General features: G+C 69.5%; 12 protein-coding genes and 1 tRNA gene. 8 read left to right on the top strand and 5 right to left on the bottom strand.

From position 1 onward, the window contains the following. Positions 1-92: 92 nt before the first annotated feature. From AC07DO_RS18665 to AC07DO_RS18645, 5 genes are all read left to right on the top strand, one after another. Entirely contained in the window at positions 93-572 is a 480-nt protein-coding gene (locus AC07DO_RS18665) for an FtsB family cell division protein (protein ID WP_479060892.1), read from the top strand. A gap of 32 nt (positions 573-604) precedes the next feature. Next, complete coding sequence (locus AC07DO_RS18660; RefSeq protein ID WP_479060891.1) at positions 605-1,138, top strand: DUF501 domain-containing protein; 534 nt, start codon at positions 605-607, stop codon at positions 1,136-1,138. Continuing rightward, positions 1,135-2,076 carry a Ppx/GppA phosphatase family protein gene (locus tag AC07DO_RS18655; RefSeq protein ID WP_479060889.1) on the top strand — a complete coding sequence of 314 codons (942 nt, stop codon included), beginning with the start codon at positions 1,135-1,137 and terminating at the stop codon, positions 2,074-2,076. The genes AC07DO_RS18660 and AC07DO_RS18655 overlap by 4 nt, the downstream gene beginning before the upstream one ends. A gap of 397 nt (positions 2,077-2,473) precedes the next feature. Then, positions 2,474-3,877, top strand: coding sequence for an NAD(P)/FAD-dependent oxidoreductase (locus tag AC07DO_RS18650; protein WP_479060887.1), 1,404 nt, complete (start codon positions 2,474-2,476; stop codon positions 3,875-3,877). A gap of 208 nt (positions 3,878-4,085) precedes the next feature. Beyond that, entirely contained in the window at positions 4,086-5,381 is a 1,296-nt protein-coding gene (locus AC07DO_RS18645) for a class I SAM-dependent methyltransferase (RefSeq protein WP_479060885.1), read from the top strand. 95 nt (positions 5,382-5,476) lie between these two features. Here AC07DO_RS18645 and AC07DO_RS18640 read toward each other — a convergent pair whose 3' ends face one another. Continuing rightward, positions 5,477-8,002, bottom strand: a complete 2,526-nt coding sequence (locus AC07DO_RS18640; RefSeq protein ID WP_479060884.1) for an ABC transporter permease — start codon at positions 8,000-8,002, stop codon at positions 5,477-5,479. Between the two features lie 126 nt (positions 8,003-8,128). Next, positions 8,129-8,899 (bottom strand): ABC transporter ATP-binding protein, encoded by a 771-nt coding sequence (locus tag AC07DO_RS18635; RefSeq protein ID WP_479060883.1) that lies wholly within the window; start codon positions 8,897-8,899, stop codon positions 8,129-8,131. 426 nt (positions 8,900-9,325) lie between these two features. On the opposite strand from AC07DO_RS18635, the gene AC07DO_RS18630 reads away from it, so the two are divergent. Both AC07DO_RS18630 and AC07DO_RS18625 read left to right on the top strand, forming a co-directional pair. Next, positions 9,326-9,408, top strand: a tRNA-Leu gene (locus AC07DO_RS18630). A gap of 215 nt (positions 9,409-9,623) precedes the next feature. After that, positions 9,624-10,556 (top strand): Bax inhibitor-1/YccA family protein, encoded by a 933-nt coding sequence (locus tag AC07DO_RS18625; RefSeq protein WP_479060882.1) that lies wholly within the window; start codon positions 9,624-9,626, stop codon positions 10,554-10,556. A gap of 97 nt (positions 10,557-10,653) precedes the next feature. On the opposite strand, the gene AC07DO_RS18620 is transcribed toward AC07DO_RS18625, so the two are convergent. After that, positions 10,654-10,884, bottom strand: coding sequence for a DUF4287 domain-containing protein (locus tag AC07DO_RS18620; protein ID WP_479060880.1), 231 nt, complete (start codon positions 10,882-10,884; stop codon positions 10,654-10,656). Positions 10,885-10,987: 103 nt separating this feature from the next. Here AC07DO_RS18620 and AC07DO_RS18615 point away from each other — a divergent pair, with 103 nt between their 5' ends. Then, complete coding sequence (locus AC07DO_RS18615) at positions 10,988-11,299, top strand: hypothetical protein (RefSeq protein ID WP_479060878.1); 312 nt, start codon at positions 10,988-10,990, stop codon at positions 11,297-11,299. A gap of 141 nt (positions 11,300-11,440) precedes the next feature. Here AC07DO_RS18615 and AC07DO_RS18610 read toward each other — a convergent pair whose 3' ends face one another. Together AC07DO_RS18610 and AC07DO_RS18605 are read right to left on the bottom strand one after the other, a co-directional pair. Beyond that, positions 11,441-12,298: a hypothetical protein gene (locus tag AC07DO_RS18610; protein ID WP_479060877.1), complete on the bottom strand. Its 858-nt coding sequence runs from the start codon at positions 12,296-12,298 to the stop codon at positions 11,441-11,443. A gap of 265 nt (positions 12,299-12,563) precedes the next feature. Then, the gene (locus tag AC07DO_RS18605) at positions 12,564-13,784 is read right to left on the bottom strand and encodes an acetyl-CoA C-acetyltransferase (protein WP_479060876.1); all 1,221 of its coding nucleotides are present in this window, start codon (positions 13,782-13,784) and stop codon (positions 12,564-12,566) included. Positions 13,785-13,948: the final 164 nt, after the last annotated feature.

Raw genomic sequence — 13,948 nt, 5'->3', positions numbered from 1 at the left:
ACGTGGTTACCTACGTCCCCGCACGCGGTCCCGTACCGTGTGCGGGGACGTACGTACGTGTAAGCGCTGCGCAGCTCTGGGGAGGCGGAACCATGGCCAAGGCCGGGACCAAGGACCGGTTCTCCACCGCGACCCGCCTGCGGCTGCTCGGCGAGCAGACAGCCGAGCGCGTCTACCGCTCTCAGACCAAGCGCCAGGCGCGCCGCTCCCGGCTCACCGGCCGCGCCGCGCTCCTCGCGCTCGTGCTCTGCTCCCTGGTCGTCGCCCTCGCGTATCCGATGCGGCAGTACGTGTCGCAGCGCGCCGAGATCGACGACCTGCGCCGACAGCAGGCCGAGCACCGGGCGGACGTCGAGAAGCTGCGCGACGAGAAGGCCCGCTGGCAGGACGACGCGTACGCGGAGCAACGCGTCCGCGACCGCCTGCACTACGTGATGCCCGGCGAGACCGGCTTCACGGTGATCGACCCCGCGGCGATCGAGAGCCGCCGCGCGGACCAGGGGGCGGCGACGCGCCCCTGGTACTCGAACGTCTGGGACGGCGTCGACAAGGCGGACCGCCCCGACGACTGACTTCCCGACACGGACCGACACGAAAGACAGGCATGGAAACGCCCCCGCCGAGCACCCCGCGCACCGAGCCCACCGACGCCGACGTCGAGGCCTTCAAGCAGCAGCTCGGCCGCCCGCCGCGCGGCCTGCGGGCCATCGCGCACCGCTGCCCCTGCGGACAGCCGGACGTCGTCGAGACGGCGCCGCGCCTCCCGGACGGGACGCCGTTCCCCACGACGTACTACCTGACGTGCCCGCGGGCCGCCTCCGCCATCGGCACCCTCGAGGCCAACGGCGTCATGAAGGAGATGTCGGAGCGGCTCACGACGGACGAGGAACTGGCGAAGCGGTACCGCGCCGCGCACGAGGACTACATCGCGCGCCGCGACGCCATCGAGGTCCTGGAGGGCTTCCCGAGCGCGGGCGGCATGCCGGACCGCGTGAAGTGCCTGCACGTCCTGGTCGGCCACTCCCTGGCCGCGGGACCCGGCGTGAACCCGCTGGGCGACGAGGCCATCGCGATGCTCCCCGAGTGGTGGGCCAAGGGCCCCTGCGTCACGCCGTGCGCCACCGAGGGTGCCGAGTGACCCGGGTCGCCGCCATCGACTGCGGCACGAACTCGATCCGCCTGCTCGTGGCGGACGCCGACCCGGCCACGGGTGAACTCGTCGACCTGGACCGGCGCATGACGATCGTCCGGCTCGGCCAGGGCGTGGACAGGACGGGCCGGCTCGCCCAGGAGGCGCTGGACCGCACCTTCGCGGCCTGCCGCGAGTACGCCGCCGTCATCAAGCGGCACGGCGCCGAACGCGTCCGCTTCGTCGCCACGTCCGCGTCCCGCGACGCGGAGAACCGCGACGAGTTCGTGCGCGGCGTCCTGGACATCCTGGGCGTCGAGCCCGAGGTCATCAGCGGCGACCAGGAGGCGGAGTTCTCCTTCACCGGCGCCACCAAGGAACTGACGGGCCGTGACGACCTCGCGAAGCCGTACCTGGTGGTGGACATCGGCGGCGGCTCCACGGAGTTCGTGGTCGGCACGGACCGGGTGGAGGCCGCCCGGTCGGTCGACATCGGCTGTGTCCGCATGACCGAGCGGCACCTCGTGCGCGACGGCGTGGTCACCGACCCCCCTGCGCCCGAGCAGCTCGACGCGATCCGCGCGGACATCGAGTCCGCCCTCGACCTCGCCGAGCGCACGGTCCCGCTCAAGGAGGCCCGCACGCTGGTGGGCCTGGCGGGCTCGGTCACCACCGTCGCCGCGATCGCCCTGGACCTCGACGTCTACGACTCGCAGGCGATCCACCACGCCCGCATCCCGTACCAGCAGGTCAGCGCGATCGTGGACCGCCTGACCCGCGCCACGCACGCCGAGCGCGCGGCGATCCCGGTGATGCACCCGGGCCGGGCCGACGTCATCGCGTCGGGCGCCCTGGTCCTGCTGGCGATCATGGACAGGGTGGGCGCGCGCGAGGTCGTGGTGAGCGAGCACGACATCCTGGACGGCATCGGCTGGTCCATCGCCTGAGCGCGTCCTGTAGCGTCTGAGCGGTCGGGAGGGGGGTCGGAAGGCCCCCCGACGACACTCCGTCGGGAAAGTTCGTGAAGTTCTTCACAAGGAAAACGGCCCCGATGGGCGAGGTTCGTCGGTGACGGACCGCCTAAAGGGGGCTTTTCGAAGGCTCGGCCCCGTGGCCGGTGTGCTTCACGCAGGTGACGGGAGTGTGTCGCGGGGCCCTGGTTCATCCGGGCCGGAGCCTCGGAGTGCAGCTCACAAGGGGTGCACAACGACTCGCGTGACGCTGTGGTTCCCCACGGACACCATGACCTGGGTCACGTGGGCGGCGAAGTGTAGCAGAGGCCCTTGGCATGCTTGTGAAGGGGCGCACGAGCGACCCTCGTCGGGCAGGTGGATACTCGATGGCATGAGCACCACGGAGCGTCCCAGGATCCTCGTAGTAGGCGGTGGGTACGTAGGCCTGTACGCAGCTCGGCGCATTCTCAAGAAGATGCGCTTCGGAGAGGCGACCGTCACGGTCGTCGACCCCCGGTCGTACATGACCTACCAGCCTTTCCTCCCCGAAGCCGCCGCCGGCAGCATCTCGCCTCGGCACGTCGTCGTACCGCTGCGACGCGTACTCCCGAGGGCAGAGGTCCTCACCGGCCGGGTCACGACCATCGACCAGGACCGCAAGGTCGCCACGATCGCGCCGCTCGTCGGCGAGGCGTACGAGCTGCCTTTCGACTACCTCGTCATCGCGATGGGCGCGGTCTCCCGCACCTTCCCGATCCCCGGCCTCGCCGAGCAGGGCATCGGCATGAAGGGCATCGAGGAGGCCATCGGCCTGCGCAACCACGTCCTCGAGCAGCTCGACAAGGCTGACTCCACGACCGACGAGGAGGTCCGCCGCAAGGCGCTGACCTTCGTCTTCGTCGGCGGTGGCTTCGCGGGTGCGGAGACCATCGGCGAGGTCGAGGACATGGCCCGCGACGCGGCCAAGTACTACAACAACGTGAAGCGCGAGGACATGCGCTTCGTGCTGGTCGACGTCGCGGACAAGATCCTCCCCGAGGTCGGCCCGAAGCTCGGCCAGTACGGCAAGGAGCACCTCGAGGGCCGCGGTGTCGAGGTCTACCTCAAGACCGGCATGGACTCCTGCGTGGACGGCCACGTGGTCCTGAACAACGGCCTCGAGGTCGACTCGAACACGATCGTGTGGACCGCGGGCGTCAAGCCGAACCCGGCGCTGTCCCGCTTCGGTCTGCCGCTCGGCCCGCGCGGCCACGTCGACACCCAGACGACCCTCCAGGTCCAGGGCACCGACTACATCTGGGCCGCGGGCGACAACGCCCAGGTGCCGGACATGGTCGGCCGCAAGGCCGGCAACGAGAACGCCTGGTGCCCGCCGAACGCCCAGCACGCGCTGCGTCAGGCCAAGGTCCTCGGCGACAACGTGATCTCCGGCATGCGGGGCTTCCCGCAGAAGGAGTACAGCCACGCCAACAAGGGTGCGGTCGCCGGTCTCGGCCTGCACAAGGGCGTCGCGATGATCGTCATGGGCAAGATGAAGATCAAGCTCAAGGGCCGTCTCGCCTGGTACATGCACCGCGCGTACCACGGCATGGCGATGCCGACGTTCAACCGCAAGATCCGCGTCTTCGCGGACTGGACGCTGGGCATGTTCCTCAAGCGCGAGGTCGTCTCGCTCGGCGCCATGGAGACGCCGCGCGAGGAGTTCTACGAGGCGGCCAAGCCGGCTCCGAAGCCCGCGGTCGCGGCCGAGCCCGCTCCCGCGGTCAAGAACGAGGAGAAGGCCAAGGCCTCCTGAGGTCGGCCGAACCAACCTGAAGGGGTCGCTCGCCATCCGTGGTGCGAGTGGCCCCTTCGGGCTTTTCACCTCTTTTCGCCTCTTTTCCCCGCCGTGCAACTAGGTGCCCCCCGCATCTATTTTGCCTTTCCATGACGCGGCAACGGGACTGCGCACGCCGTCCATTGGTGTTTACGTGGTGTTGGACCCATCCACGGAGGTGTGCGCCATGCAGGACGCCGCACAGCGGCTCAAGACCCTCGCCGAGCAGCTCATGGGAGCCCCGCTGCCGGTACGTATCCGCGCCTGGGACGGCTCGGAATCGGGCCCGCCGACCGCTCCCGTCGTCGTCGTGCGCAACCGCCGGGCCCTGCGCCACCTCCTGTGGAAGCCGGGCGAGCTGGGCCTGGCCCGCGCCTGGGTCGCCGGCGACCTGGACGTCGACGGGGACCTGTACCAGGCCCTGGACGTGCTGGCGGAGTTCATCTGGGAGCGCGACGACAACGCCAGGAGCCTGCGGCAGTCCCTGCGCGACCCGGAGTTCCGCACCGCGGCCCGCTCCCTGCTCACCCTCTCCGCGCCCTTCCTGCCACCCGCCCCGCCGCCGGAGGAGATGCGCAGACACGGCCGCCTCCACCTCCACACCAAGGGCAGCGACCGCCGCGCCATCAGCCACCACTACGACGTCGGCAACGACTTCTACGAGCTGGTGCTCGGCCCGTCGATGGTCTACTCGTGCGCCTACTGGGAGTCGCCCGAAGGCACCCTGGAGGACGCCCAGCGCGACAAGCTCGGACTCGTCTGCCGCAAGCTCGGCCTGAAGCCCGGCATGCGGCTCCTGGACGTCGGCTGCGGCTGGGGCTCCATGGCCGTCCACGCGGCCCGCGAGTACGGCGTGAGCGTCGTCGGCGTCACCCTCTCCCAGGAGCAGGCCGCCTACGCACGCAAGCGGATCGCCGAGGAGGGCCTGACCGACCGGATCGAGATCCGCGTCCAGGACTACCGCGACGTACGTGACGGACCGTATGACGCCATCAGCTCCATCGGCATGGCCGAACACGTCGGCTCGACACGCTACTTGGAGTACGCCAACGACCTGTACGCCCTCCTGCGACCCGGCGGGCGTCTCCTGAACCACCAGATCGCGCGGCGGCCCCAGGCCGACGAGTCGGCGTACTCCGTGGACGAGTTCATCGACGCGTACGTCTTCCCCGACGGGGAGCTGGCACCCGTGGGCAGCACGGTCGCACTCCTGGAGAAGGCCGGGTTCGAGGTCCGCGACCTGGAGGCCATCCGCGAGCACTACGCCCTCACCCTGCGCCGCTGGGTCGCGAACCTCGAGGCCCGCTGGACGGAGGGGCAGCGGCTCACCTCGCCCGGCCGCGCCCGCATCTGGCGCCTCTACATGGCCGCCTCCGCGCTCGCCTTCGAGCGCAACCGCATCGGCGTCAACCAGGTCCTCGCGGTGAAGACGCCGGAGGGCGGGGCTTCAGGGATGCCGCTGAGAGCCAGGGACTGGCGGTGAGGTCCAGCCCGCCCGGCGGCTGAGGACGATACGAGTGGGGCCCCGGACGCGTCGGCGTCCGGGGCCCCACTCACGTACCGCTCCAGCCCGCGCGACTACTCGCTCTTGATGGCCATCAGCGGGTTCAGCTTCGCCGCGCTGCGGGCCGGCCACATCGCCGCGAGGACACCGACCAGGGCCGCGATCCCGAGGAAGATCACGATCCGGCCGAGCGGGATCTCCATGGAGTACGTGGAGACGGTGTTCGAGATGGTGCCGCCCGCGACCCAGCCCATGAAGAGGCCGAGGCCGATGCCGAGCACCGCTCCGAACAGGGAGATGATGACCGCCTCCAGGCGCACCATCTGCTTGACCTTCGCGCGGTCCAGGCCGATCGCCCGCAGCATGCCGATCTCGTGCTTGCGCTCGAAGACCGACATCGCGAGGGTGTTGATGACACCGAGCACCGCGATCAGGACAGCCATGGCGAGCAGGCCGTAGAGCATGTTCAGCATCAGGTTGATGGCGCCGGCCACCTGGTTGCTGATCGCGTCCTTGTCCTGGATGGTGATGGCGGGGTTGTCGCCGAGGGCGTCGACGATGGCGTCCTCGGCCTTGTCGGAGGCGCCGCCCTTCATCTTCACGAGCACCTGCTTGTCGACGACCTTGGTCAGGTGCGGGTCGACGGCGGAGGTCGGCGCGAAGAGGCCGTTGAGCATCTCGTTGCCCTCATAGACACCGGCGACCTTCAGCTCGACCTTCTTGCCGTCGTCGTCGAACTTCAGCGGGAAGGTGTCGCCCGTCTTGAGGCCCTTGTCCTTGGCGGTGTCCGTGTCGACGAGCGCGCCGCCGGACTTCAGGCCCTCCAGCGAGCCGCTGGTGAAGTCCAGGCCGACCAGCTTGCCGAAGGTCTTCGGGTCGACGCCGGAGACGGAGACGAAGCCGCCGTCGACCTCGCCGGAGGTGTTGCGCAGGGGGCTGCTCGCCTCGACGTCCGGGAGCTTGTCCAGCTTCTCGCGGACCTCGGGGGCCAGCGGCTGGAAGTTCGCCATGGAGACGCTGTAGTCGGCCTTCATCGCGCCGGCGGCCATCTTGTTGATGGCGGTGCTCATCGATCCTGCGACCACGGTCATCGCCGTGATGAGGGTCAGCCCGATCATCAGGGCCGCGGCCGTGGAGGCCGTGCGGCGCGGGTTGCGCACGGAGTTGAGGCGCGACAGCTTGCCGGTGACGCCGAACGGCTTCAGGAGCGGCGCCGACGCGGCGATGAACGGACGGGACAGCAACGGCGTGAGGACGATGACGCCGACGAGCATGACGGCCGCGCCGCCCGACTTCACGTAGTTGTCCTTCATGAAGAGCATCACCACGCCGAGCGCGACGATGAGCGAACCGATGGTGTTGCGGACCACCAGGCCCCGCACGGTCGGCGTCGCGTGGACGCTGTTCATCGCGGCGACCGGCGGGATGCGCGCGGCGCGGCGGCCCGGCAGCCAGGCGGCCAGCATGGTCACGACCACGCCGATGAGCAGCGCCACGACGATCGTGGTCGGGGCGATGACGAGCGGACCGTCGGGCAGCGAGGCGCCGGCGGAGTTCATCAGGGACTCCAGACCCACGGCCACACCGATGCCGAGCGCGAAACCGCTCACGGCCGCGATCATGCCGACGAGGAAGGCCTCGATCAGCACGGAGCGCGTCACCTGGCGGCGCGAGGCACCGACGGCCCGCATCAGCGCGAGCTCCTTGGTGCGCTGGGCGACCAGCATGGTGAAGGTGTTGGCGATGATGAAGATGCCGACGAACAGCGCGATGCCGGCGAAGATCAGCAGGACCTGGCTCATCGAGCTGGTCTGCCTCTCGATCATGTCGTCCTGCTGGGACTTGAGCTCGTCGCCCGTCATCGTCGAGGAGTCCTTGGGCAGGATCTTCTCGACCGCGCTGTTCAGGGCCGCCTCGGAGGTGCCCGCGGCCGCCTTCACGTCGATCTCGTCGTACTGGTTCTTGTTGAGCGCCTTGAGCGCGGTCTCGTTGTCGAAGACGACCAGGCTGCCGCCCGCGACGACACTGCCCTCGTCGGTGTCGAAGACGCCGCTGACCTTCGCGGTGCGCACGGGTCCGTCGGTGGAGTAGCGGACGGAGTCGCCCACCTTGTAGCCGGTGCGGTCGGCGGTGCGGGAGTCGAGGGCGATGTCGCCGGCGGACTTCGGGGCGGCGCCCTCGGTGAAGTCGTAGCGCGGGTCCTTGCCGTCCTTGCCCGGGAAGTAGTTGGCGCCGGTGGTGCCCCACTCGCCGCCGACCAGCTTGCCGTCCTTGTCGGCGAGCGCGGTGAAGCCGGAGACGGAGCCGATGGCGGAGTCGGCGCCGGGCAGTCCGTCGGCCTTCTTCAGGAGGGAGTCGGTGAGCTCGGGCTTCTGCTTGGGGCCGTGGTCGCCGTCGTCACCGGAGTAGGTGCTGTCGGACGTGATGGCGACGGAGACGTGGTCGAAGCTCTTCGCCGACTTGTTCTTGTAGGCGTTGCCGAAGGTGTCGGTGAAGACCAGCGTGCCGGAGACGAACGCGACGCCGAGCATGACGGCGAGCACGGTCATCAGCAGCCTGGCCTTGTGCGCGAGCACGTTGCGCAGGGCGGTACGGAACATGGGTGTGAGTCCAGGGTGAGGTGAAGGCGGGAGAAGTGCCCCGAAGGGCCTCCTCAGGGGCGCGGGGAACTGCGCGACAAGGCACGACGTGCGCGCGGGGAGGAACCGCGGACGTCGCCCGGAGCGCTAGCTCGTCCGGCCCTTGGCGTCGAAGTGCTTCATCCGGTCGAGCACCCCGTCCGCCGTCGGCCGGTGCATCTCGTCGACGACCCGCCCGTCCGCGAGGAAGATCACGCGGTCCGCGTACGACGCGGCCACGGGGTCGTGCGTGACCATCACGACGGTCTGCCCGAGGTCCCGCACGGAGTTGCGGAGGAAGCCGAGGACCTCCGCGCCGGAGCGCGAGTCGAGGTTTCCGGTCGGCTCGTCACCGAAGATGATCTCCGGCTGGGAGGCGAGCGCGCGGGCCACGGCCACGCGCTGCTGCTGGCCGCCGGAGAGCTCGGTCGGCCGGTGGCTGAGCCGCCCGGAGAGGCCGACCATCTCGATGACCTGCTCCAGCCACCGCTTGTCCGGCTTGCGGCCCGCGATGTCCATCGGCAGCGTGATGTTCTCCAGCGCCGTCAGCGTCGGCAGCAGGTTGAACGCCTGGAAGATGAAGCCGATCTTGTCCCGGCGGAGCTTGGTGAGCTGCTTGTCCTTGAGCGTGGACAGTTCCGTTTCGCCGATGCGCACGGAGCCGGAGCTGAAGCTGTCCAGGCCCGCGACGCAGTGCATCAGCGTCGACTTGCCGGAGCCCGAGGGACCCATGATCGCGGTGAACTCGCCCCGCCCGAAGTCGACTGAGACGTGGTCCAGGGCGACCACCTGGGTCTCACCCTGTCCGTACACCTTGGAGAGATCCGTGGCGCGCGCGGCCACGGTGGTGGCGCGGGCGGCGAAGGGGGTGGTGGTCACGGGACGGTGCTCCTGTCGGGACGACGAGTGGGGACGTACTCCATCGTCCTGGCCGATCTCCGCCCTGTAGTCAGCCGCTGTTCCGGTTCCCGGGGCCGTCTCCAGTCGGACTTGAGGTCGGCCTGTCATACCTGGGGATGACACGTATCCCTGAGTCCGGGAGGAGGCGAGGCGGCCGGGAGAAGGCGGAGAAGGGGGGTGAAAGCGGGACCGGGACCGCCCGGGCGGCTAAATTCCGTCATTCCGCGCAGAGAGCCACGAGACCGGCCGAGGCCGGGACAAGGCCTCCGGCATGTACCAACGGACCGTGTCAGGGTCTGATGCACCCTCAGACGTCAATAAAATAAGACAACATCGGGCTGCCCTTCCGCTGTTCGGGGGATGCCTCCCGATAGGGTCGAAGCCTCGACGCGGAGCCCATGGCCTGCCCGGATGGTGGAATGCAGACACGGCGAGCTTAAACCTCGCTGCCCCTCGGGGGCGTGCCGGTTCGAGTCCGGCTCCGGGCACATCCGCTGCACACCCGCCGTGCCTCACCGTCGACCCTTCGTCGCTCTCCGGGGTCACCCGGGCGGCGCAAGGCTGCCGATCCGGGAACAGTGGCCCCTTCGTGCGCGTTCTCCATCACAGTGAGGGAAAGATCCTCCCCAAGCACTAGGCTCATCCCTTTGCCTACGCATTACTCTTGAGGCAAAGCCACACACGGTGGCCATGGAGGAGTGAAATGAGGAGCAGTAACCCGGTCTTCTCGCGACGGGGGTTCAGCCGCGACAACGGCTTCGCCGGCTTCGGCCAGCAGCCGCAGGCCGGGGGACCCGCGGGCGCGACCCAGACCCATCAGGGCAACCCGTACGCGCAGGGCAATCCGTACGCCGGAGGCCAGCAGGCCCCCGCGGGCAACCCCTACGCCACGAATCCGTACGCCCAGCAGGACCTGCAGCACGGAGCGCCCCAGGCTCCCGTGACCACCGCGGGCCGTATGACGATGGACGACGTCGTCATGCGTACGGCGACCACGCTCGGCACCCTCGTGGTGACCGCCGCGCTCGCCTGGGCGCTGCTGCCGGTCGACGACGCCAACATCAGCAAGTCGTACGGCATCGCGATCGGCGCCGGTCTCGTCGCGATGGTCCTGGGCCTCGTCCAGGCCTTCAAGCGCAAGGCCTCGCCCGCGCTGATCCTGTCGTACGCCGCGCTGGAAGGTGTCTTCCTCGGCGTCGTCTCCAGCGTGGTCGACAACCGCATCGCCAGCGGCGCGGCCATGCAGGCCGTGCTCGGCACGATGGCCGTCTTCATCGGCGTCCTCGTGGCGTACAAGGCGGGCTGGATCCGCGTCAACCGTCGCTTCTACGGCTTCGTGATGGCCGCGGCGATGGGCTTCCTGCTGCTGACCGCGGTGAACCTGCTGTTCATGGTCTTCGGCGGCGGTGACGGCCTCGGCTTCCGCAGCGGCGGCCTCGGCATCGTGTTCGGCATCGTCGGCATCCTGCTCGGCGCGTGCTTCCTGGCCCTGGACTTCAAGCAGGTCGAGGACGGCATCGCGTACGGAGCGCCGAAGGAAGAGGCGTGGCTCGCCGCGTTCGGTCTGACGATGACGCTCGTCTGGATCTACATGGAGTTCCTGCGCCTGATCGCGATCTTCTCGGGCAACGACTGAGACGCGTAGTCGCACCAGTTGGTCGTCGCACCAGTTGGAAGCTGAAGGGCCCGCGGACCGGAGACGGTCCGCGGGCCCTTCGCCGTGTGGGTGGGGGTCAGAGAAGTTTGCGGGCGGCCCGCCTGAGGTCGTACTCGTGGATGATCGCCTTCGCGTGCCCGTACGCGAGATCGTGTTCGGAGCGAAGCCAGCTGACTTTTTCCTCGAAGCGGAAGAGGGAGGGTCCTTCGTCCACGGCCCGCAGCCAGTCGGAGACTTCACGACCGGTGCAGTGGGGGATTCGGGCGAGCAGGTTGCGGTGGGTCTCCTCGGAGAAGACTTGGGACATCGGCGCCTCCGGACGCGTCGCGATGTGTTCCGTCCTTCACGCCACCGTGCCTGAGCGTTGGGGTGTTGGCAACAGTGCCCGTAGGGCGCAGTAAGGTCGCTGCGTGCTCGATACGACGCCTTTGACAGCCGCAGTGGACCAATTCGCCGATCGTCTGCGGGCCGCCCCGCAGAGCCGCCTGCAGCGGGGGGCGGCGACCGAAGCGCTCGCTCTGGCCAGGGAGTTGGCGGCCCGCGCCCAGCGCATCGAGGAACCGGAGGCGCGGCCGCGGGAGATGCCGGACGCGGGGATGTTCGCCGCGGCCGACCAGATCACCGTCGCGGGGCGCGATCTCGCCCTCGTCCTGACGGACCCCGAGGAGCTCGCGCGGGCGCTGGAACTCGTTGAGGAGGCGCAGAAGCGGGCCGGGGTCTAGGGGCTTCCGACGCAGGCCCCGGGCCCCGTTCTGCGCGCTGCTCAGTGGTGGGCTGCTCGGTGGTTGACGCTGGTGGTCGGCGGTGGTCGCCAGTGGTCGCCCGGTGGTCGCTGGTTGGCGCCGGTTGTCGTCGGCTGTCGCTCAGACCGAGGCGATGACGCGGTCGGCCAGGATGTAGATGTTCTCGGTGCCGCACTCGAACGTCAGGGCGTACGCACCGGAGATGCCGGAACCGCCGAGCAGGAACGGGGTGCGGCCCTCGCGCAGCGCGGTCGCCAGGAGCTCCGCGGTCTCGCGGTGCCCGGGCGTCATGCACAGCGTCGTGCCGTCCGCGAAGACGTACACGTCCAGCGTGCCCAGCGGGCCGGGGCGGACGTCGGCGAGGGCGGTGCGGGCGTCGGCCAGCTCCTCCAGACACGCCACCGTGCGCTCGTGGTCGCCGTGGTCGCCGTGCCCCTCGGGCGTCGGGGTCTGCACCGGCACGAAGTCCGGGTGCGAGGGGTGCCGACGGCGCGCGGCGGCCAGCTCCGGGGAGTCCCCGGCGAACTCGTCCGCGCCCGTCGACTCGGCGAACGGCTCGGTCACCGGCTCCAGGCTGTCGGCCTCCAGGCCCGCGAAGTCGGCCTGCCGGGGCAGGAACAGTTCGTCGGCGATGCCGTCGGGCAGGCCGGGCAGGCCGCCGAGCAGCGAAGGCCCGTCGGCGCCCTCGCGGGCCTCCTGGGCGGCCCAGAACGCACGGGCCTCGGCGAGCTCGCGCTCGCGCTCCTCGGCGAGCGCCTCGGTCACGGCCGCGCGTATCTCGTCGGTGTCCACCGTGCTGCGGGCGCCCGGCACCGTGGGGTGCGGGGCGCTCGTGGCACGGTTGTCGGCCAGCTCGGTGTGCAGGGCTGTGATCTCGGCGAGCTGCTTCCGCAGGCCGTGCACCGCGTGCAGGGCAGCGACGCCCACGGCCGTGGCAGCGGCCGTGGAGAGCAGCAGGGCAAGAGGCAAGGCGCTCACTGACGTACTCCCGGTTTCAAGTCGACCCCCGACTTCCTACATCAGCTTGAAGCCTGCACGATCCACCTGTCAGTGCATTACGTCACGAATGGGACAGGACTTAGGGCCCGAGGTTTAACCCCAGATGTGCTCTGAGCTGGTCATATCCATCTCCCCCAGGAGATAGGTCACATCCTGGGGGAGATTGGGTCACGAAGTGATGCAGGGACGGAGGGTCAGCAAAGAGAACTGTGTGTCAGCAGTTTTCCGCTGTTACCGGCCGTTATTAGCTGAGGCGTTCGATAATCATGGCCATGCCCTGGCCGCCGCCGACGCACATCGTCTCCAGGCCGAACTGCTTGTCGTGGAACTGGAGGGAGTTGATGAGCGTGCCGGTGATGCGGGCGCCGGTCATGCCGAAGGGGTGGCCGACGGCGATGCCGCCGCCGTTGACGTTGAGCTTGTCGATGTCGATGCCCAGGTCGCGGTAGCTGGGGATCACCTGGGCGGCGAACGCCTCGTTGATCTCGACCAGGTCGATGTCGTCGATGGTCAGGCCCGCGCGCCGAAGGGCCTGCTTGCTCGCCTCGACCGGGCCGAGGCCCATGATCTCGGGGGAGAGGCCGGTGACGCCGGTGGAGACGATGCGGGCGAGCGGGGTCAGGCCGAGCTCGCGGGCCTTCGTGTCGCTCATGATCACGAGGGCGGCGGCGCCGTCGTTGAGGGGGCAGCAGTTGCCGGCGGTGACGAGGCCGTCGGGGCGGAAGACGGGCTTGAGGCCCTGGACGCCCTCCAGGGTGACGCCGGCGCGCGGGCCGTCGTCCTTGCTGACGACGGTGCCGTCCGGGGTGGTGACCGGGGTGATCTCCCGCTCCCAGAAGCCGTTCTTGATGGCTTCCTCGGCGAGGTTCTGCGAGCGGACGCCGAACTCGTCCATGTCCTGGCGGGTGATGCCCTTGAGCCGGGCCAGGTTCTCGGCGGTCTGGCCCATCGCGATGTACGCGTCCGGGATCAGGCCGTCCTCGCGCGGGTCGTGCCACGTGGAGCCCTCGGTCTTCGCGACGGCCTCGGTGCGGGCCTCCGCGTCGGCGAAGAGGGGGTTGTGGGTGTCGGGAAGCCCGTCGCTGGTCCCCTTGACGCTCCGCGACACCATCTCCACGCCCGCGGAGATGAAGACGTCGCCCTCGCCCGCCTTGATGGCGTGCAGGGCCATGCGGGACGTCTGGAGGGACGAGGAGCAGTACCGGGTGATGGTGCAGCCCGGGAGGTGATCCATGCCCATCTGCACGGCGACGATGCGGCCGAGGTTGTGCCCCTGCTCGCCGCCGGGCAGTCCGCAGCCCAGCATCAGGTCGTCGATGTCCTTCGGGTCCAGCTCGGGGACCTTGGCGAGGGCGGCCTCGATGATGGTCGCGGTCAGGTCGTCCGGCCGCAGATCCTTCAGCGAGCCCTTGAAGGCGCGGCCGATCGGGGTGCGGGCGGCGGAGACGATCACGGCTTCGGGCATCAGGGGCTCCAGTGGCGAAGGGGATGGACTCACTGGGAAGTTACCTGCACGTATTGCTGTCGGTCACCGGGTGGGGTGTGTGACTCCGACCGCATTTCTAAGCGGGCGCTCAGGTCGCGGGGCCGTGAACGGGATCGGCACCCTTGCTCGGGCCCTCGGGTGGG

Source organism: Streptomyces sp. NPDC045678 (genome assembly GCF_056432085.1).
The sequence above is the reverse complement of the archived record's forward strand: the minus strand, read 5'-3'. Positions and strand labels throughout refer to the sequence as shown.

Coding starts and splice junctions, on each gene's coding strand:
- AC07DO_RS18660 (WP_479060891.1), top strand. CDS start 605: ATGGAAACGCCCCCGCCGAGCACCCCGCGCACCGAGCCCACCGACGCC.
- AC07DO_RS18620 (WP_479060880.1), bottom strand. CDS start 10,884: ATGTCCCAAGTCTTCTCCGAGGAGACCCACCGCAACCTGCTCGCCCGA.
- AC07DO_RS18640 (WP_479060884.1), bottom strand. CDS start 8,002: ATGTTCCGTACCGCCCTGCGCAACGTGCTCGCGCACAAGGCCAGGCTG.
- AC07DO_RS18665 (WP_479060892.1), top strand. CDS start 93: ATGGCCAAGGCCGGGACCAAGGACCGGTTCTCCACCGCGACCCGCCTG.
- AC07DO_RS18650 (WP_479060887.1), top strand. CDS start 2,474: ATGAGCACCACGGAGCGTCCCAGGATCCTCGTAGTAGGCGGTGGGTAC.
- AC07DO_RS18645 (WP_479060885.1), top strand. CDS start 4,086: ATGCAGGACGCCGCACAGCGGCTCAAGACCCTCGCCGAGCAGCTCATG.
- AC07DO_RS18605 (WP_479060876.1), bottom strand. CDS start 13,784: ATGCCCGAAGCCGTGATCGTCTCCGCCGCCCGCACCCCGATCGGCCGC.
- AC07DO_RS18625 (WP_479060882.1), top strand. CDS start 9,624: ATGAGGAGCAGTAACCCGGTCTTCTCGCGACGGGGGTTCAGCCGCGAC.